Annotated in this window: 15 protein-coding genes; 5 read left to right on the forward strand and 10 right to left on the reverse strand. The window is 73.8% G+C overall.

Annotated features, from left to right (window positions below; translation table 11 throughout):
* Positions 1–42: 42 nt before the first annotated feature.
* Together AC0VX6_RS24055 and AC0VX6_RS24060 are read right to left on the reverse strand one after the other, a co-directional pair.
* Entirely contained in the window at positions 43–510 is a 468-nt protein-coding gene (locus AC0VX6_RS24055; protein ID WP_475466167.1) for a transporter, read from the reverse strand.
* A 47-nt stretch (positions 511–557) separates the two neighbouring features.
* Positions 558–1,589, reverse strand: a complete 1,032-nt coding sequence (locus tag AC0VX6_RS24060) for a hypothetical protein (RefSeq protein WP_274974777.1) — start codon at positions 1,587–1,589, stop codon at positions 558–560.
* 272 nt (positions 1,590–1,861) lie between these two features.
* On the opposite strand from AC0VX6_RS24060, the gene AC0VX6_RS24065 reads away from it, so the two are divergent.
* Complete coding sequence (locus AC0VX6_RS24065) at positions 1,862–2,845, forward strand: ABC transporter substrate-binding protein (RefSeq protein WP_475469435.1); 984 nt, start codon at positions 1,862–1,864, stop codon at positions 2,843–2,845.
* Positions 2,846–2,977: 132 nt separating this feature from the next.
* Here AC0VX6_RS24065 and glpD read toward each other — a convergent pair whose 3' ends face one another.
* Entirely contained in the window at positions 2,978–4,699 is a 1,722-nt protein-coding gene (gene glpD / locus AC0VX6_RS24070; protein ID WP_274974778.1) for a glycerol-3-phosphate dehydrogenase, read from the reverse strand.
* Between the two features lie 165 nt (positions 4,700–4,864).
* On the reverse strand, positions 4,865–6,421 hold the full coding sequence (locus tag AC0VX6_RS24075) for an MFS transporter (RefSeq protein WP_475466170.1): 1,557 nt from the start codon (positions 6,419–6,421) through the stop codon (positions 4,865–4,867).
* Between the two features lie 108 nt (positions 6,422–6,529).
* Between AC0VX6_RS24075 and AC0VX6_RS24080 the strand changes: the two genes are divergently transcribed.
* Complete coding sequence (locus tag AC0VX6_RS24080; RefSeq protein ID WP_274974780.1) at positions 6,530–7,042, forward strand: MarR family winged helix-turn-helix transcriptional regulator; 513 nt, start codon at positions 6,530–6,532, stop codon at positions 7,040–7,042.
* A gap of 176 nt (positions 7,043–7,218) precedes the next feature.
* On the opposite strand, the gene AC0VX6_RS24085 is transcribed toward AC0VX6_RS24080, so the two are convergent.
* From AC0VX6_RS24085 to groES, 6 genes are all read right to left on the reverse strand, one after another.
* Positions 7,219–8,088 carry a lytic transglycosylase domain-containing protein gene (locus tag AC0VX6_RS24085; RefSeq protein WP_274974781.1) on the reverse strand — a complete coding sequence of 290 codons (870 nt, stop codon included), beginning with the start codon at positions 8,086–8,088 and terminating at the stop codon, positions 7,219–7,221.
* Between the two features lie 192 nt (positions 8,089–8,280).
* Entirely contained in the window at positions 8,281–9,384 is a 1,104-nt protein-coding gene (locus tag AC0VX6_RS24090; RefSeq protein ID WP_047868966.1) for a GuaB3 family IMP dehydrogenase-related protein, read from the reverse strand.
* A gap of 120 nt (positions 9,385–9,504) precedes the next feature.
* Complete coding sequence (gene guaB / locus AC0VX6_RS24095) at positions 9,505–11,001, reverse strand: IMP dehydrogenase (RefSeq protein WP_274974782.1); 1,497 nt, start codon at positions 10,999–11,001, stop codon at positions 9,505–9,507.
* Between the two features lie 468 nt (positions 11,002–11,469).
* Positions 11,470–12,066 carry a sigma-70 family RNA polymerase sigma factor gene (locus AC0VX6_RS24100; RefSeq protein WP_013155028.1) on the reverse strand — a complete coding sequence of 199 codons (597 nt, stop codon included), beginning with the start codon at positions 12,064–12,066 and terminating at the stop codon, positions 11,470–11,472.
* 216 nt (positions 12,067–12,282) lie between these two features.
* Positions 12,283–13,893, reverse strand: coding sequence for a chaperonin GroEL (gene groL, locus AC0VX6_RS24105; RefSeq protein ID WP_248772062.1), 1,611 nt, complete (start codon positions 13,891–13,893; stop codon positions 12,283–12,285).
* A gap of 115 nt (positions 13,894–14,008) precedes the next feature.
* Positions 14,009–14,320 (reverse strand): co-chaperone GroES, encoded by a 312-nt coding sequence (gene groES / locus AC0VX6_RS24110; RefSeq protein ID WP_013155030.1) that lies wholly within the window; start codon positions 14,318–14,320, stop codon positions 14,009–14,011.
* Between the two features lie 265 nt (positions 14,321–14,585).
* Here groES and AC0VX6_RS24115 point away from each other — a divergent pair, with 265 nt between their 5' ends.
* From AC0VX6_RS24115 to AC0VX6_RS24125, 3 genes are all read left to right on the forward strand, one after another.
* Complete coding sequence (locus tag AC0VX6_RS24115; protein WP_475466173.1) at positions 14,586–15,872, forward strand: class I SAM-dependent methyltransferase; 1,287 nt, start codon at positions 14,586–14,588, stop codon at positions 15,870–15,872.
* A 97-nt stretch (positions 15,873–15,969) separates the two neighbouring features.
* Positions 15,970–16,701: an alpha/beta fold hydrolase gene (locus tag AC0VX6_RS24120; RefSeq protein WP_274974784.1), complete on the forward strand. Its 732-nt coding sequence runs from the start codon at positions 15,970–15,972 to the stop codon at positions 16,699–16,701.
* Between the two features lie 672 nt (positions 16,702–17,373).
* Entirely contained in the window at positions 17,374–19,611 is a 2,238-nt protein-coding gene (locus AC0VX6_RS24125; RefSeq protein ID WP_475466175.1) for an apolipoprotein A-IV repeat region-like domain-containing protein, read from the forward strand.
* The last annotated feature ends 244 nt before the right edge of the window (positions 19,612–19,855 follow it).

Genomic DNA, 19,855 nt, shown 5'->3' on the forward strand with positions numbered 1-19,855 from the left:
CGCCCTGGCGAGGGCTTTTCGGGCGCCGGGGTGCGTGCGCCCTCAGGAGCGGACGGCGGGGGCGGACCGGCCGCGGACGATCAGCGCGGCGGCGGCCAGCGCGACCGCGAGGATGAGCGCGTTGGCGGCGACCAGGCTCCAGGTGGACTCCAGCACGGGGTGCAGGAAGGAGTCCTGCGGCGTCCGGTCGGCCGCGCCGGGCCACAGGGTCCACACCACGACGGCCAGCAGCAGGTAGACGGGGGTGCAGACCAGCGCCGTGATCCCCGGGCGGGGCAGGCGGACGGCCAGGTTCAGCGGCCAGGCCATGACCGGGGCGAGGGGGAAGGGCAGGAGCAGCAGGGCCATCCCGGCGCCGATGTTGGCGTCGGGCGCCGTGTGGGCCGCGTCCATGGCGTGGGCGACGCCCCACCCGACCAGGTGGGCCAGGGCGACCGCGGCGAGGGCCGCGGCCGAGGCGAGCAGGACCGTGCGCGGGACGGAGGCGGGGGCGGGAGAGCGGTGGTTCATGTCCCCAGACTGCCCGGTGCGCGCCGCCCGCGCCTGAGTAGCGGTACTCAGACCGACGCCGGACCCTGGGCTCCCCGGCCCGGGTCGACCCCGAGTTCGGCCATCGCGCGGATCAGTTCGGTGTGGGCGGGGCCGAAGAAGGACCAGGGCATGTCGCACCGCACGTTTCCCACGGCGGCCAGGTGCCAGTGCGCCGCCTGCGCCATCCCGGCCCGGTGGAAGGCCCATCCGAACAGGTGGTGGGCCTGGGCGTCGCGCGGGTGCGCGACCGCCCCGGCGACCCACCCGCGCGCGAGTTCGAACAGCTCCTGGACCGACTCCCCGTGCAGGCGGCCCAGGGCCATGTCCACGATGGAGGGGAGGTTGCCCTCGGCGGTCAGGCGTTTCTGCTCCGCGCGCACGTGCTCGGCGTGGGCGAGGGCGAGCACGGAGGGCAGGGGGCTGCCCACGGGCGCGGTGTCGGCGGCGGCTCCGGCGAACGCGAACATCTCCTCGGCGCTGCCGCCCCGGGCGGCCGACAGGGTGCGCGTGCGGACCGTGTGGGCGGGGAACAGGTGGGGCGCGCGGGCGATGATCTCGCGCCAGATCCGGTCCTTCTCCTCCCGGTCCGCGCCCAGGCCCATAGCGGCGGTCTGGAGCCCGGCCCAGGGCGCCGCGTCGTCGGGGCGCAGCCGCGCGGCGGCCTCCAAAGCATCCCCCGCCTCGTGCAGGGCGGCGGAGGCGGCCTTCTCGTCGGCCATGGTCCCGCCGGAGGGCCGGACCAGGGCGCGGGCCAGCAGCGTGTGGCCCAGCCAGAGCATGGTGTCGGCCCGGTCGGCACCGGCCTCCAGGAGTCCGACGATCTCCCCGGGCAGGTCGGCGGCGGCCCTGGCCAGCGCCTCGACCCGCAGTACGCGGGTCTCGGGGTCCTCCCGGCTCTCCACGAGCAGGGAGGCGCCGGCTTCGATGTCGCCCTCGCGGACGGCGTCGCAGGCGGTCCTCAGGACCGGGTCGACTCCGAAGGCCTCCGGTACCAGGTGCGCCCCGATGTCGGCGCCCCGACGCGGCACCCTGGCTGGTTTGCGTACGAATCGCCACATGCGACCGAGCGTAGCGGGCCCTCGGACCCCGGGGCGTCGGGCCCGGGGCGGCCTGGTCGGGAACGCGCGGCGTCGGGCCCGGGGCGGCGCCCCTGTCCCGTGCCCGGAGGCCGCTTCGGGGAGGGCGGTGCGGCACCCTCCCGCCAACGGAGAATAAGGTAAGCCTTCCCTTAACCGCACGCGTGGCGCGGGATCCCCTACGGCTCCCCCACCGCCCGCCGTGCGGCGCGGAGCGGCGCTTCGCGGCGAGTGAGAGGTGTGCGTACGTGAGCATGGGACGAGAGCGCGCGGCGGTCGGCCGCGGGAGGCGCCGGGCCGCAGCGGCGATAGCACTGGCCGTCGCCGTGACCGGGTGCGGAGCCGGGGCCGGGACCGGGGAGGCCGGACAGACCTCCTCCCCCGGCGCGGACGGCTATCCCGTGACCGTCCAGACCCTCCACGGCGGCGTCACGGTCGGGGAGAGCCCGAGCCGGGTCCTGGCCCTGGGCTTCGCCGCGGCCGACGAGGCCCTCTCCCTGGGGGTGACGCCGGTCGCCGTCGCCGCCGACCCCCGGACCCTGGAGACCGCCACCCCCTGGCTGGCCGAGGAGCTGGCCGGGATCGCCGACCCCGGCCTGGTCTCGGCCGACGGCGGGCCCGACCTCGAAGCCATCGCCTCGGTGGAGCCCGACCTGATCCTGGCCGAGACCTACCAGGTTCCGGACGCGGCCACGTTCGAGCAGCTCAACGCCATCGCGCCGACGGTCGCCCCGGACTCCGAGGCCCTCAACGTGGACTGGGACACGCGGCTGCGCACCACCGCCCGGGCGCTGCGCAGGGAGGAGGAGGCCGAGGAGCTGATCACCGACATCGGCGCGGCGTTCGCCGAGGTCGGCGGGCGGGTGCCCGGCATCGGCTCCAGGACCTACCAGTGGGTGCGCGCCGACCCGGGGCAGTACGCCTTCGGCAACGGCTCGGTGCTCGAACTGTTCGGGCTGCGGCCGGCCGACAACCAGGACAACACCCAGACGGGCGAACCGCTGCCCCTGGAGCGCACCGAGGAACTCGACGCCGACGTGCTCATGGTGTGGGCCCCGACCGGGGAGGACCGCGACAGGCTGGCCGATGCCCCCCTCTTCCAGGAGCTGCCCGCGGTCGAGGCCTCGACCGTGTACCACGCCGACCTGGCCTTCGCCAACGCGCTGAACTCCCCCGCTCCCATCGGGCTGGAGTGGCTCAGGGGCGAACTGGAGCCGATCATCGGCCAGCTCTCCTGAGGGCGGCGGGCGGTCGGCCCCCGGCGGTCACGCCCCTGGAGGCGGAGCCGCCGGGGACCCGTCGGCCCCGGCCGCGCGGGCCCGGGCGGTTCCCGGCGGCGCTCCCCCGGGTGCGCCGCCCGCGCCCCGCGCTCAGGGCCGCGTGATGTTGGCCTCCGGGACGATCTCCGGGGCGCCGTGCTGGATCGCGTCCGCCTCCTGGTCGGTGTCCTGCTCCTGAGCCGCGCGCTCGGCCTCGATCCCCTTGCGGTAGTACTCGACCTCCCGCCCGACCTGCTCCTCGCTCCAGTCCAGGGGACCGGCGAGCAGTTCGGCGGCCTCCTCCGCGGCGGCGATGCCCCGGTCCCAGGTCTCGAAGGAGATCCGGGTGCGCCGGGACAGGACGTCCTCCAGGTGGCGGGCGCCCTCGGCCTCGGCCGCGTAGACGATCTCGGCGCGCAGGTAGTCCTCGGCGTGCGCGAGCGGTCGGCCGAGGTCGGGGCGCTCCCGGATCAGGTCGAGCAGGTCGTGGACCGAGGAGCCGTAGCGGCGCAGCAGGTGGGTGACGCGGGAGACGTGCAGCCCCGAGTTCCGGGCCAGCCGGTGGCGCTGGTTGTACAGCGCCCAGTAGCCGTCCGCGCCCACCAGGGGCAGCCGGTCGGTGACCGAGGCCGGGATCCCGTTGCCCAGGCCGTGCGCGACCGCGTCCACCGCGTCCTTGGCCATCACGCGGTAGGTCGTGTACTTGCCCCCGGCGATGAGGACCAGGCCGGGCACGGGGTGGGCCACCGTGTGCTCGCGGGAGAGCTTGGAGGTCTCCTCCGACTCCCCCGTCAGCAGCGGGCGCAGGCCCGCGTACACGCCCTCGACGTCGTCGCGGCCCAGGGGCGTGCGCAGGACCTGGTTGACGTGGTCGAGGACGTAGTCGATGTCGGCCCGGCTCGCCGCGGGGTTCTCCTTGTCCAGGTCCCACGCGGTGTCGGTGGTGCCGATGATCCAGTGGCGGCCCCACGGGATGACGAACAGCACGCTCTTCTCGGTCCGCAGGATCATCCCGGAGGAGGCCTGGATGCGGTCGCGCGGCACCACGAGGTGGATGCCCTTGGACGCGCTGACGTGGATCTGGCCCCGGCCGCCGACCATCTCCTGGATGTCGTCGGTCCACACCCCGGCGGCGTTGACCACCTGACGGGCGCGGACGCGCCGCTCCCCGCCGCCCTCCAGGTCGGCGACGGTGGCGCCGACGACGTGCTCTCCCTCGCGCAGGAACCCGACCGCCTGGGCGCGGGAGGCGATCTTGGCCCCCAGCCCGGCGGCGGTGCGCAGCACGCTGGTGACCAGGCGGGCGTCGTCCACCTGGCAGTCCCAGTACTGGATGGCCCCGGCGAGGGCGCTGCGCTTGAGCGCGGGGAAGACCCGCAGCGCCCCGGACCTGGTCAGGTGGCGGTGCGTGGGCAGTCCCCGGTTGTTGCGCGAGCTCATGGCGAGGGCGTCGTAGAGGGTGACGCCCGCGCCGATGTAGGCGCGCTCCCAGTGGTGGGCGAAGGGGAACAGGAACGGCACCGGGCGGACCAGGTGCGGGGCGATGGTGGTGAGGAGCAGGCCGCGCTCGTGCAGCGCCTCGCGGACGAGCTCGAAGTCGAACTGCTCCAGGTAGCGCAGGCCGCCGTGGATGAGCTTGCTGGACCGGCTGGAGGTGCCCGACGCGAAGTCGCGCGCCTCAACCAGCGCCGTGGACAGCCCGCGCGAGACCGCGTCCAGGGCGATGCCCGCCCCGACGATGCCTCCCCCGACCACGAGGACGTCGAGTTCCTCGTCGGCCATCGACGCGAGCGCCTCCGCGCGCCCCTTCGGTCCCAGCCAGGTGGTAGTCATCGGTCTCCTCCGTCTCGGTGGGTCTCCTCCCAGGCGCATACCCGCCCCGGGCCCCTGTCCATCCGGGAGGGCCCCAGGCTAACCGGGGGCGCTGATCACACCGGGTGTCCGGCACCGGCGTGTCCCGGGGAGTTCGGGCGGGGCGGACCGGGGGCAGGAGGCGGTTCACCTCCTGGGCAGAGCCAGGGCGAGGAGGGCTGCGGCCGCGGTGACCAGCCCTCCGACCAGAGCGGCGGCGCCCAGTCCGGCGCCGCCGGCCCCGGAGGCCGCGTCGGCGACCGCGACCAGCGCGGCCAGCCCGACCGCCCCGCCGATCTGCTGGGAGGTGGACACCGCGGACGAGCCCACGCCCTGTTCGGCGTCGTCCACGGCCGCCCCGGCGGCGGCGAACACGATCGGGTAGGCGGTACCGGCGGTGACGCCGAGCAGGACGACGGCCGGGAGCATCGCCCAGTAGGAGTCGGCCGCGACGGCGGCGGCGAAGAGCACGGTGGTGAGGCCGACCCCGGCGGTGCCCGCGAACAGGGCGCGGCGCACGCCCCAGCGGTTGAGCAGCGGGGGCAGCAGCAGGGCGGAGCCGAGCATGGCCGCGACGCCCTGCGGCAGGAAGCCGAGCCCGGCAGCGAGCGGGCTCAGGTCCAGGGTGGTCTGGACGTGGGTGGTGTAGACGTAGTGCAGCGTGTTGACCGCGCTCATGAGCACGAAGATCAGCGCCATGGTGACCAGCAGGGACCTGTTGGCGAGCAGGCGGGGAGGCAGCAGCGGGTCGGCGGAGCGGCGTTCGACCAGGAGCAGGGCGACCAGGGCCAGGAGGCCGAGCAGGACGGCCCCGGTGCTCTGCCACGAGGCCCAGCCGACGCTCTGTCCCCGGGAGATGCCGAGGACCAGCAGGAGAGATCCGGCGGTGACCGCCACCGCGCCGGGGGCGTCGAACCCGGTCAGGCTGGGGCGGCGGCCGTCGGCGGGCAGGGCGCGGGGCGCCAGGAGCGCGACGGCGAGCAGGAGCGGGACCAGCGCCCAGAACACCGAGGGCCAGCCGAAGGCGCTGGTGAGGACGCCGCCGACGGCACCGCCCGCGAGGGCGCCGAAGGCCCCGGCGGTTCCCCACACGGCCATGGCGCGGACGCGTTCGGGTCCGGTGGGGAAGACGGAGCCGACCAGGGCGAGGGTGGCGGGGAAGAGCGCGGCGGCGCCGAGGCCCTGGGCCGCGCGGGCGGCGACCAGCGCCGCGGGGTTCCAGGCCAGGGCGCCGACGACGGAGGCCGCGCCCATGAGCACGGCTCCGGCGACGAGCACGCGGCGGGCGCCGAGGCGGTCCACCGCCCTGCCGCCGAGGAGCAGGAACCCGCCGTAGCCGAGGGCGAAGGCGTTGACCACCCACTGGAGCGAGGACGGGGTGAAGCCGAGCGCGGCGCCGATCTCGGGCAGGGCGATGTAGACGATGTTGAAGTCGACCGAGAGGGCGAAGTGGGCCGTCGCCAGGAGGGCGAGCGCGAGCGTGCCCCGGCCCCGCGGGGTCGGGGGCACAGCGGAGGGGGACGGTGCCGTGGGCGTGTCCGGGGCGGCGGCGGGGTCGGGTGCGTCCCGGGGGACGGCGGTCCCGGGCGTGCCGGGGGCGACGGCGGGACCGGTTGGGGCCCGGGAGTCGGTGGACGCGGGGACGCCCGGGGGCTGGGCGGTCTCGGGGGCGGTTCGCGGCGCGGCGGGTTCGGTGGAGGACATGGGTCCGCTCTCTCCATGGGCCGAAGTTAGTTCAGCACTGGAATGTTCAGCACGAGAGTAAGTCCATTTACTTCAGTGCGCAACATTCCAGCGTGGTAATATCTGCGCATGAGTGGACACGAGTGCCTCGACACCGCCGAGGAGCGCACCTGGGACGCCGCCACGCTGGCCTTCCGCCTGCTGGACCAGCGCGTGGAGCAGGACCTCCAGGAGGAGGTCGACCTGCCCCTGACCTACTACGAGCTGCTCGTGCTCCTGTCCAAGGCCGACCACCGGTCGCTGCGGATGAGCGACCTGGCCGAGCTCACCCACACCCGGCCCAGCCGCGTCTCGCACGCGGTCAGGAAGCTCTCCGAGGCCGGCCTGGTGGAGCGCGTGCACTGCGAGCAGGACCGCCGCAGCTGGTTCGCCGTGCTCACCGACGCCGGACAGCGGATGCTCGACGAGGCGGGCGCGCGGCACGTGCGGAGCATGCGGGACAACCTGTTCGACGTGCTCAGTCCGCGGCAGCAGACGCAACTGCTCGACATCGGCCGGACCCTGCTCGCCCGGCTCGCCCCGGAGAGCGCCCTGGCCGGGGAGAAGGCCCCCACGCGCCAGGAGGTCCGCGCGCAGGGCTGACCGGGGCGGACGGCGGGTTCCCCCGAACTCCAGGAGACCACGGCGGCCGCCCCCGCGCACAGCCCCTCGTGCCGCCTGTGGACACCCCCCGGGAGGCGCGGCGCCCCCGCGGCGGGCCGGGGACGGCCCGCCCGCGGGGGCGGTAGTACGGTCAGGCCGCGGGGACGGCCGTACGGTCAGGCCGCGTCGGCGTAGGCGTGCGCGTAGGCCAGGACGTCGGCGACGTACTCGTCGGACTGGTTGTACTCCAGGATCGCCGCCTCCCAGTCCGCCGCGACGGTCAGGTCGCGCTCCTCCGCGCACAGGTACCGGGCCGCGGCGAGCGCGGCGTCGTCGATGTTGTGCGGGTCGGGGTCGTTTCCGGACGGGGAGTCGCCCCAGCGCTCCCAGGTGTGCGGGATGAACTGCATCGGGCCGATCGCCCGGTCCCACTCGGTGTCGCCGTCGTAGCGGCCGCCGTCGGTGTCCGGGATGGCCCGGGTCCGGTTGGTGCCGTCCAGCGGGATGCCGATGATGTCGACGGTGGTGTTGCCGTCGTCGCCGATCTCGCCCCCGGCGTAGGTGCCGTGGTGCGACTCGATGTAGCCGATCCCGGCCAGGGTGGGCCAGGACAGCTGGCAGGAGGGCTGGTCCCGGGCGACCGTCAGCTGCGCGCCCGCGTACCCCTCCAGGGCCCGGCGCGGGATGCCGGTCGCCTCCGACACCTGGTCGAGCCACTCGGCGCTGGGGCGCTCCTCCACGGCGGGGGTCTGGCGCTCGTCGGCGCCCGCCTCCTCGGGGGCGGGGTCGCCCTCCTCCGGGGCCACGTCCGCGGGCTCCGGCGGACCGGTGAGCTCGTCGTGGGGCGGGGTCTGGATCGTGCCCGCCGGGGGCTCGACGCCCGAGGCGCTGGGCGGCGGCCACTCGTTGAACGCGTCGGAGATCCGGTTGACCAGCACGACCACTCCACCGGTCAGCAGCAGGCACGCCGCCAGCGTCACGCAGACGGCGGCCAGCGGGCCACGACTCCGGCGCCCCTCGGCCCCGGACGCGCGTCGTTCACCCATGGGCTCTCCACATCGTCAAGGAAACATCAATTCCACATCACGCCGGAACCAAAGTACGCGACCGGCGACGCCTCGCAACCGGCGCCCTCGGGCACGGGGGTCGCCGCGCGGCGGGGCCGCGCACGCGAAGGGCCGCGCCGGCCGGGGCCGACGCGGCCCTTTCAGGTCCGTGTCCTGGGCGAACACACCCCTCTAGTGCGGGTTGACCACGACCTCGACCCGCTGGAACTCCTTGAGGTCGGTGTAGCCGGAGGTGGCCATCGTGCGACGAAGAGCACCCATGAGGTTCATGGAACCGTCGCTGGTGGAGGCCGGGCCGTGCAGGATCGACTTCAGGTCGCCGATCGTGCCGACGTGGAGGCGCTCGCCGCGCGGCAGCTCGTTGTGGTGCGCCTCGCTGCCCCAGTGGTAGCCGCCGCCGGGCGCCTCGGTGGCGCGCGCGAGCGGGGAGCCCACCATGACCGCGTCGGCGCCGCAGGCCAGGGCCTTGGCGATGTCGCCGCTGCCGGTCATGCCACCGTCGGCGATGACGTGCACGTACCGGCCGCCGGACTCGTCCAGGTAGTCGCGGCGGGCCGCGGCCACGTCGCCGATGGCGCTGGCCATCGGCACGGCCACGCCCAGCACGGAGCGGGTGGTGTGGCCCGATCCGCCGCCGAAGCCGACCAGCACGCCCGCGGCGCCGGTGCGCATCAGGTGCAGCGCCGCCGTGTAGGTGGCGCAGCCGCCGACCACGACCGGCACGTCCAGCTCGTGGATGAACTGCTTGAGGTTGAGCGGCTCGGCGCGGCCGGACACGTGCTCGGCCGACACCGTGGTGCCGCGGATCACGAAGATGTCCACGCCCGCGTCCACGACCGCCTTGTGGTACTGGGCGGTGCGCTGCGGCGACAGCCGGGCGGCGGTGACCAGGCCCGCGTCGCGGATCTCCTCGATCCGGCGGCCGATCAGCTCCTCCTGGATGGGCGCCGCGTAGATCTCCTGGAGCCGCTGGGTGGCGGCGACGTCGTCGAGCTCGCGGATCTCCTGGAGCAGCGGCTCCGGGTCCTCGTAGCGGGTCCAGAGCCCTTCGAGGTCGAGCACGCCGAGGCCGCCCTGCTCGCCCACGGCCACGACGGTCCGGGGCGAGGACACGCTGTCCATGGGGCTGACCACGAGCGGAGTCTCGAACCGGTAGGCGTCGATCTGCCAGGCGATGGACACCTCCTCCGGGTCCCGCGTCCGCCGGGCGGGCACGATCCCGATCTCGTCGAGCTCGTAGGCCCGGCGTCCGTTCTTGCCCAGCCCGATCTCCACCTGAGCCAACGTTTCGATCCCCTCTGACGTGCCTCGCCGGACGGTCTACCGGCGCGTTTCCTGCCGCCGTGAGTCTATCGACCCCGGAGGCGGGCGGCGCCGGGCCGCCCGGCCACCGCGTCAGCGGGCGTTGTAGTTGGGCGCCTCGACCGTCATCTTGATGTCGTGCGGGTGGCTCTCGCGCAGACCGGCGCTGGTGATGCGCATCAGCTGGCCGCGCTCGCGCAGCTCGGCCACCGTGCGGGTCCCGGCGTACCACATGGACTGGTGCAGACCGCCGACGAGCTGGTGGGCGACCGCCTGGAGCGGGCCGCGGAAGGGCACCTGGCCCTCGATGCCCTCGGGGACCAGCTTGTCCTCGGTGGCCACGTCGGCCTGCGCGTAGCGGTCCTTGGAGAAGGAGCGGCCGCGCATGGCGCCGAGCGAGCCCATGCCGCGGTAGGCCTTGAACTGCTTGCCGTTGATGAAGATCAGCTCGCCGGGGCTCTCCTCCACGCCCGCGAGCAGGCTGCCGAGCATCACGGTGCTGGCACCGGCCGCGATGGCCTTGGCGATCTCGCCGGAGTACTGGAGCCCGCCGTCGGCGATGAGCGGGACGCCCGCCGGGCCGCACGCCTTGGCGGCCTCCAGGATGGCGGTGAGCTGCGGCGCGCCCACACCGGCCACGACCCGCGTGGTGCAGATGGAGCCCGGGCCCACGCCGACCTTGACGGCGTCGGCTCCGGCGTCGATGAGCAGCTGCGCCCCGGCGCGGGTGGCGACGTTGCCCGCGACGATGTCGGCGCGCGAGTTGGCCTTGAGCTTGGCGATCATGTCCGCGAGCCCCGAGGAGTGGCCGTGGGCGGTGTCCACGACGATGAAGTCGACACCGGCCTCCACGAGCCGCTTGGCGCGCTCCTCGGCCTCGGCGCCCACGCCCACGGCGCCGCCGACGACGAGGCGGCCGTCGGCGTCCTTGGTGGCGTCGGGGTACTGCTCGCTCTTGATGAAGTCCTTGACGGTGATCAGGCCGCGCAGCCGGTTCTGGCCGTCGACCAGCGGCAGCTTCTCGACCTTGTGCCTGCGCAGCAGGTCGAAGGCCTGCTCGCGGCTGACGCCGACGGGAGCGGTGACCAGGTTCTCCGTGGTCATCACGTCGCGGACCAGGCGGTCGCGGTCGCTCTCGAAGCGCATGTCCCGGTTGGTGACGATGCCGACCAGGGTTCCGGCGCCGTCGGTGACGGGTACGCCGGAGATCCGGTAGTGGGCGCACAGGCGCTCGACCTCGGCGAGGGTGTCCTCGGGCTGACAGGTGACCGGGTCTGTGACCATGCCCGCCTCGGAGCGCTTGACCAGGTCCACCTGGCTGGCCTGGTCCTCGACGGAGAGGTTGCGGTGCAGGACGCCCGCGCCGCCCTGGCGGGCCATCGCCACGGCCATGCGGGCCTCGGTGACGGTATCCATCGCCGCGGAGAGCAGCGGGATGCGCAGCGTGAGGTTGCGGGACAGGCGGGTGGTGGTGTCGACCTCGCCCGGCTGGAGATCGGAGTAGGCCGGGACCAGCAGGACGTCGTCGTAGGTCAGCCCGGGGGGAAGCAGTTTGTCCCCGTAGTCGCTGTACTCCTGGCTCTGGCCCATGACACAACCTCCGCTTTCCCGGCACACCTGCGCGGTCTCGCCCTCGCGTGTCGTCTCATCCTAGGTCGTGGTCCCGTGCTCCCCCGGTGGAACGGGGTGTTTGACCCGTCACCCCGGGCTGAAAGTGACCAGCCTCACGGTTTGCGCGATCCCCTCCGCGCCCCCGTTCCGCACGCGGGACCTCCTACGGCCCAGGGGTTCCGGGGTCCTACCCCGCCTCCGCCGCACCCGGGCGAGAGGGGACGGTGGTCGGAGCCGTTCCGAGCCGTCGCCGCGGCCCCGGGGGCGGTCGCCGCACAACGGGTCACATGAGGTGGTCACCCCATGACCCGATCCGTGGCACGCGCCTCGGGAAACGGGCGGCACTAGGGGCGGAGGTAGCCCGACGGCCCGAGGGCGCGGCAGTACCCGCGTACGCGGGGGCGGTCGGGGCACCGGCGGCGTCCGGGCCGGGGGCGTCCGGAGTGCTCAGGGGACGAGGCGGTTCGCCACGGCCACCTGCCGAAGCCGAGCAATAGCTCGGTGCTGGGCAACCCGTACCGCTCCCGCCGACATTCCAAGGACATGTCCCGTCTCATCCGCCGTAAGTCCTGCGATCACCCTCATGACCAGCAGTTTGCGCTGTTGTTCGGGCAGCTCGTCGAGAAGCTCCCGGGCCCGCTGGGCCTCGATCACCCGCACGGCCGACTCCTCGGGCCCCGGGCCCTCGTCGGGGCGCTCGGGCACGGAGTCGGTGGGCACCGTCTCGACCCTGCCCGCGCCGCGCAGGGTGTCGGCCACCTTGTGGGCCGCTATGCCGAACACGAAGGCCGCGAAGGGGCGGCCGCGGTCCTGGTAGCGCGGTATCGCCGAGAGCAGGGCGATACACACCTCCTGGGCCACGTCGTCGGAGTAGTGGGCCAGCCCCGAGACCCGGGCCAGGCGGGCACGGCAGTACCGGACCACCATGGGGCGGACCTCGCGCAGCAGCGAGTCCATCGCCCCGTCGTCCCCCCGGACCGCCAGCGATCCCAGATGGTTCAACCCCGTGTGGTCCCGTTGCCCCCGGGCGCCTGCATCCGTCACCGTCACGCTAGGAATGATGCCCCCACCGCCGGACTGAACCACTCGGATCGGCAACTACAGAATGGTCACGTTTCGGGAAAATCACCCGAAAACATCTGCGCCGCCGGGGGAAACCTGTGACGTGCGTGATAGTGAGCGGGGGGCGGAGCAAGCGCTCCGCCCCCCGAAGGCCCTCGGCCCCGCGGGCCCTGACGGCCCGGGGACCGGGCGCCGGGCCTAGTGGCTGTGGCCGTGCCCGTCGTCCTCCTCGTCCTCGGGCTTGTCCGCCACCAGGACCTCGGTGGTCAGCAGCATGCCCGCGATGGAGGCGGCGTTCTGCACGGCGGAGCGGGACACCTTGACCGGGTCGAGGATGCCCTGCGAGGTCAGGTCGCCGTAGGTGCCGGTCGCGGCGTTGTAGCCGTGGCCGACCTCCAGCTCCGACACGCGGTGGGTGACCACGTAGCCCTCGGCGCCCGCGTTCTCCGCGATCCACCGGGCGGGCTCGACCAGGGCGCGGCGCACGATCGCCACACCGGTGGCCTCGTCGCCCTCCAGGCCGAGGTCGGCCGAGTCCAGCGCCTTGGAGGCGTGCACCAGGGAGGCGCCGCCACCGGCGACGATACCCTCCTCGATGGCCGCGCGGGTCGCCGAGATGGCGTCCTCCAGGCGGTGCTTCTTCTCCTTGAGCTCCACCTCGGTGGCGGCACCGACCCGCAGGACGGAGACGCCGCCCGCGAGCTTGGCCAGGCGCTCCTGGAGCTTCTCGCGGTCCCAGTCGGAGTCGCTCGCCTCGATCTCCTTGCGGATCTGGCGGACGCGGTCCTCGACCTCGGACTGCTCCCCGGCGCCGTCCACGATCGTGGTGGCGTCCTTGGTGATCGTGACGCGGCGGGCGCCGCCCAGCGCGTCGAGGTCCACGTTCTCCAGGGTCAGGCCGACCTCCTCGGCGACGACCTGGCCGCCGGTGAGGACCGCGATGTCCTGGAGCATGGCCTTGCGGCGCTCGCCGAAGCCGGGCGCCTTGACCGCGGCGACGTTGAGGGTGCCGCGGATCTTGTTGAGCACCAGGGCGCCCAGCGCGTCACCGTCGATGTCCTCGGCGATGATGAGCAGGGGCTTCTTGCTCTGGACGACCTTCTCCAGCACGGGCAGCAGGTCGTTGAGGCTGCTGATCTTGCCCTGGTTGATCAGGATCAGCGCGTCCTCCAGCACCGCCTCCTGGCGGTCGCCGTCGGTGACGAAGTAGGGCGAGACGTAGCCCTTGTCGAACTGGAGGCCCTCGGTGAAGTCCAGGTCCAGACCGAAGGTCGGGGCCTCCTCCACCGTGATGACGCCGTCCTTGCCGACCTTGTCGAACGCCTCGGCGATCAGGTCGCCGATCTGGGCGTCCTGGGCGGAGTTGGTGGCGACGTAGGCGATGTCCGCACGCTCCTCGACGGGGCGGGCGCGCTCCAGGAGGATCTCCGACACCTTGGCGGCGGCGGCGTCGATGCCCTTCTTCAGGGACATCGGGGAGGCGCCGGCGGCCACGCTGCGCAGACCCTCGCGGACGAGGGCCTGGGCCAGGACGGTCGCGGTGGTGGTGCCGTCACCGGCGGCGTCGTTGGTCTTGGTGGCGACCTCCTTGACCAGCTGGGCGCCCAGGTTCTCGTAGGGGTCGTCCAGCTCGACCTCACGGGCGACGGTCACGCCGTCGTTCGTGATGGTGGGGGCGCCGAACTTCTTGTCGATGACGACGTTGCGACCGCGCGGGCCGAGCGTCACCTTGACGGCGTTGGCGAGGCGGTCGACGCCCCGCTCGAGGGCGCGACGGGCGTCGTCCTCGAACTCCAGGATCTTCGGCATGTGGGTGCTTCCTCTTCAGGCCGGTCGAAAGAGAGCATCCCGCCCGCCCGGCTGTACGCCGACCGGTGCGGGATGCGGATGGCTCCGGGCCCGTTGGAGCGGGCCCCGCGGAGGCCTACTTCTCGACGACGGCGAGAAGGTCGCGGGCGGAGAGCACCAGGTACTCCTCGCCGTCGTACTTGACCTCGGTGCCGCCGTACTTGCTGTACAGGACGACGTCGCCGACCTTCACGTCCAGCGGGATGCGGTTCTCGCCCTCGTCGTCCCAGCGGCCCGGGCCCACGGCCAGGACCTCGCCCTCCTGGGGCTTCTCCTTGGCGGTGTCCGGGATGACCAGACCGGAAGCGGTGGTCTGCTCGGCCTCCAGCGTCCGGACCACGACGCGGTCCTCGAGCGGCTTCAGCACGGTCTTGGTGGCGGTCGACACGGTGTGACCTCCCCCTTCAAGGTTTCGGTGTACTGATTTCGGCCCGCACTGGTGCACGGACCGGCTACGAAAAAGGGGCGACCACGGCGGCCTGTCGTCGCGGGTGCCAGACCGGCCTCGTCGCGGTTAGCACTCTACCCCCGAGAGTGCCAGAATGGAAATGTGACCGTGACCCCCGGTCGGGGAGTTCCGCGAGGGGCTCCTCCCGCCGGGGCGGTACGCGGCCGCGTCAGCACACCGCTCCTTCGACGCCCGGGGGGAACCCATGCGCCTGGCCGCCTTCGAGGCCCTGCTCACCGACGCGGGCCGGGAGGTCCTGGCGGGGGTGGACCCGAAGGCCGCCGCCGGGGACCAGCTCGCCGCGGCCTCGCTGCTGCGCGGTGACCCGCGCGTGGCCGCCCTCGACCCCGGTCTACCCGTCTCCGAGCTGGTAAACGCCGTCCTGACCCAGGTCTCCCTGCGCGAACGCGGGCGGGCCAAGTTCGGCGGACTCGCGCCGCGGATGTTCTTCACCCCCAACGGGCTGGAGCAGTCCACCCGGCGCGTGGTGGCCGACTACCGCGCGGAGCGCATGGCCGGGGCGTTCGGACCGGCCGGACCGTCGGGACGGAGCCCGGACGGCGCCACCGCGGGCGACCTGTGCTGCGGGGTCGGCGCGGACCTGCTGGCCCTGGCCGCGCGCGGCGTTCCGGTCGAGGGCGTGGACGCCGATCCCCTCACGGTCGCGGTGGCCCGCGCCAACATCGCGGCCCTGGGCCTGTCCGGGCTGGCCCGGGTCCGCGAGGGCGACGCCTCCGCGACCGCGCCCGGCCGGTACCCGCTGCTGTTCTGCGACCCTGCCCGGCGGGGCGGGCGCGGCCGGGTGTTCGACCCCTCGGCCTACTCCCCGCCGTGGGACACGGCCGTGGACCTGGCCGAGGGGGCGGAGGCGGCCTGCCTCAAGGCCGCGCCGGGCATCCCGCACGAGGCGCTGCCCGGTGACGCGGCGGCCGAGTGGATCTCGGTGGACGGGGAGCTGAAGGAGACCGCCCTGTGGTTCGGCGCGCTGGCCGACGGGCCGCGGCGCCGGGCGACGGTGCTGCACGAGCGCGAGGGGCTGCTCGCCCGCGAGGGCGCGGTGGCGCACCTGGACGCCGACCCCGGCCTGGGCCCGGCGCCGGTGGCGGCGGCCCGGCGCTACCTGTACGACCCGGACCCGGCCGTGGTGCGCTCGCATCTGGTGGCGGAGGCGGCGGCGCGGGTGGACGGCGCCCTGCTGGACGAGCGGATCGCGTACTTCACGGCGGACAGGGCGGTGCTCTCGCCGCTGTGGCGGGTGCTGGAGGTGGTGGAGGTGCTGCCGTTCTCGCTGAAGCGGCTGCGCTCGGCGGTGCGCGGCCTCGGGGCGGGGACGGTGACCGTCAAGAAACGGGGCTCGGCGGTGGACACCGAGAAGCTGCGCCGGGACCTGCGCGCCTCGGGCCCGGAGTCGGTGACGGTCGTGCTCACCCGGATCGGCGAGCGGCCCTTCTGCCTGCTGTGCCGCGAGGTCGACGCCCCGGCCCGGGGGTGAGCCCCGGCCCTGGATGACGCCTCGGTCCGGGGGCAAGCCTCGACCCGGGGGGAGCCCCGGCCCGGGACTAGGTGCACCGACCGTGGAGGATGGGGGCATGTACGTCCTTGAAGCCGGTGCCGCACACGCACCCCCGGTCCTGTTGCTGCACGGCGGCGGCGTCGCGGGGTGGATGTGGCGCCCCACGCTGGAACGGCTCGGGGACGCGGCCCGTGTGATCATCCCCGACCTCCCCGGCCACGGGCGCGGCGCGGACGGGGCGTACCGGTCCCACGAAGAGACCGTTCGGACCCTGGTGGGGGTCCTGGAGGAACGCGCGCCGCACGGCGCGCTGGTCGCCGGGTTCTCCCTGGGAGCACAGCTCACGACGCTCCTGGCCGCGGCCCGCCCCGACCTGGTCACCGGAGCCGTCGTGGTGAGTGCCCAGGCCCGCCCCCTCCGGTTCCCGGGCGCGACCCTGGGCCTGCTCGCCGTGAGCGCGCCGCTCGCGCGACGACGGTGGTTCGCCCGGCTCCAGGCCAGGGAGCTGTTCGTTCCCGAGGCGCTTCTGGAGGACTACCTCCGCGACAGCGCCCGCACGAGCCGCGCGACCCTGCTCGCGAGCGTCGGCGAGAACATCCGCTTCACCCTTCCTCCCGGTTGGTCCGACTTCCCGAACCCGGCGCTGGTGATGGTCGGGGAACGGGAGCGGGGCCTGGTGCGCGCTTCGGCGCGCCTCGTCCACGACGCCCTTCCGGGTTCCCGGCTGGTCTCCGTCCCGGGGTGCGGTCACGGCATCCCCCTGCAACGACCCGACCTGCTCGCCGGCGTACTGGCCGACATGGTGTGAACGGCGCGGACCAGGGCCCCCGCGTCCCACGGGGGGCGGGTGCGCCGCCCCCCGACGGGGCACAGGGCCCCCGTTTCCGGGGAGTGCGTGCCGGTGTCCAGGGGCCCGGTTGTCCACAGGTAGGGCGCGGGGCTGGTGGGCCCCGGCGGCTCCGCCCTAGGCTGGAATCCGGGGGCGCCGCGCGCCCCCGCGGGGCGGGTGCGCCGCCCCCGTGTTCGAGTGTCCACCGCCCCGCGACCGGCTCGCAAGGGTTCGTTCCCGCCTGTGGACAGGGTCCGTTCCCGCCCGTGGACAACCGTGGACGAGGTGGCTGGAGTGCACACTGGGGCCGCGGATCACGACATCGGGCCAGATCGTTACCTTCCCCACCCAGATCTTTGGCGGTCCCCTGGGGGAGGAGCGGTGCGTGTCGTTAAACTGGCGGCGCGAATTCTTTCCCTTCTCATGGATTCACCCGGAAGGCCGTGATCGTTGACCCGCCCCCCGCGGTTCAGCCGGAGCACGGGCCTTGCCTCACGTGTATACGCTCAGTCACACTCCAGTCACGATGAGGCCGTACTGGTGCAAAGACACCACCCACCCGGGGACCATCGAGAACCCGAGCCGTCCGGAACCCACCGTCCACTCCTCCCGGACGGGTACGGGAGCGCCAGAAAAATAAGGAGCACCTCGGTGGAACAGACCAATCACAACTTCCTCAACGGAGGAGGTCAGGCGGGGATCTCCGACCGCATGCGTGACCTGCTCTCCCAGGCCGCCCAGGAGCACGTCTCCGAGCAGAAGTCGCAGGGCGCCGTCAGCGAGGAGATGCGCCAGCGCCTGGAGGGCATGGAGTGGCTGCTCCGCGAGCTGCGCGAGCGCGAGCTCACCGCCCTCACCGAGTCGGTCGCCACGGTCAACGGCCGCGTCGACGAGTTCCTCGCCCGGCCGCCGGAGTGGGCGGAGACCCTCGCCGAGCACATCGAGGTCGTCGCCCAGCAGGTCAAGCCCCTGTCGGACCTGCCCTCCCTGCGCGCGGACACCCACCGCATCGCCGGTCACCTGGACACCGCGCTCACCCGCCTCCAGCGGATGGCCGAGACGGGCAACCGCACCTCCGAGCAGGCCAACGAGCTGGGCGAGCGCCTGAACGGGCTGGATGAGAGCCTCGACACCCGCCTGAACGGACTCGGCGAGACCCTCGGCGCCCGCCTGGACGGGCTGAGCGAGACGTTCGGCTCCCGCCTGGACGCCCTCGACACCGCGCTGGCCTCCCTGACCGCCAGGACCGAGGCCGTGCAGGCGTCGCTGTCCGCGCTCTCGGAGTCGTCGGAGAGCCGCCACGAGGCCCTCACCGCCGCGGTCGGCGAGAGCCGCACCGAACTGGCCGAGGCGCTGGTCGGCGGGCGGACCGAGATCTCCGAGGCCCTGGCCGAGGGCCGCACCGAGCTGGCCGAGGCCGTGGCCGCGAGCCGCGAGAGCCTCACCGCCACCGTCAACGAGAGCCGTGAGAGCCTCACCACCGCCGTCAGTGAGAGCCGTGAGGCCCTGGCCGCCGCCGACGCCCGCCTGGGCGAGACCGTCGCGGCCAAGGCCGAGGAGGCCGCCGCCAAGGCCGAGCAGGCCAACGGCGAGCTGCGCACACTCGTGGAGGAGCGCACCGAGCGCCTGCGCACCTCGATGGAGGAGCGGACCGCCGAACAGCACGAGACGCTGCTGTCGCGCCTCCAGGAGAACACCGGCGAGCTGGGCGAGCGCACCGCCGCCCTGGCCGAGGAGCTGGGCGCCCTGTCCACCTCCTCCACCGAGCGCCACGAGGCCCTCGCCGCCAAGCTGACCGAGAGCGTCGGCTACCTCAGCACCCAGGCCGAGGAGAACAACGCCGAGACCACCGCCGCGGTCGCCGACGTCACCGGCGCGCTCGCCAAGCTCCGCGAGGACCACGAGTCCTCGCTCACCGAGCTGCGCACCCACCTGCGCCAGCGCCTGTCCGAGCTCAACGAGCAGATGGAGCTGGGCCGCACCGAGACCCGGGAGCAGGCGGAGGCCGCCTCCGAGCGCCTGCGCGAGGCGGTGACCGAGCGCACCGACGCCCTGGGCGCCCGCATCGCCGAGGACGCCGAGCGCGTCACCTCCGACTTCGCCGAGCTGCGGACGTTCGTCCAGGAGAGCGGCGACCGGCTCGCCACCGAGTCCGAGGAGCGTTCGCGGACGCTGACCGAGTCGCTCACCGAGCGGGTGGAGGCGCACCGGACGGCTCTGGACGAGCGTCTGGAGCGCCAGCGCGAGGCCCTGACCGGCAAGGTCGACAACCACCTGGCGCAGATCACCGGCAAGGTGGACCACGAGCTGGGCCGCCTCACCGACCGCTTCGACACCTTCGAGGGGCACTTCGAGGGAAGCTTCGAGGGGGTCGAGGGCAAGCTCGACCGCATCGACGGCCGCATGGACGGCGTCAACGGCCGCCTGGACGGCCTGGACGGCCGGGTCAACGGTGTCGAGGGCCAGTTCGAGGGCGTCAGCGGGCACTTCGAGGGCGTGGACGGCCGCATGGAGGCCCTCGACGACCGGTTGGAGGCGCTCAACCAGCGGCTCAACCAGCTGCCGCAGACCATGGAGGTCAGCGAGCTGCACCGCCGCCTGACCGAGCTGGTGGAGCGGCCGCAGCTGGACCACACCGGCAAGCTGGACGAGATCGACGAGCACGTCACCTCGGCCGTGGCGCCGGTGCTGCGCGAGCTGAAGCAGCGCCCGGACCGGCACGAGCTGGAGGAGACCGTCACCGAGGCGGTCGAGAACTCGCACGACGACATCACGAAGCGGTTCGCCTCCCTGGAGGAGACGGTGCTCGCCCTGGCCGAGGCGCTGCTGCGCCCGGGCCGGGACGGCAAGAAGAAGCGCCGCCGCGACGATGACGAGGACGACGAGTAGCCGGTAGCGCGGGGTCCGCGTAGACGGTCCGCCCGATGGTCGCCCGGCGACCGCGGGACGGACGCGGGTCGGACGCGGACCGGCGGACGGCGAAGGGGCCGGGGCACCTCGGGTGCCCCGGCCCCGCCGTGTACGGAAACCGCGCCGGTGCGCCGGGGTGCCTCGCCCGGAGCGGACTCCGGGCACCGGTTACGGGCACGGGCGCCGGCACCGGCACCGGCACCGGCACCGGCACCGGCACCGG

It is taken from the genome of Nocardiopsis sp. iso_25, from assembly GCF_056173305.1.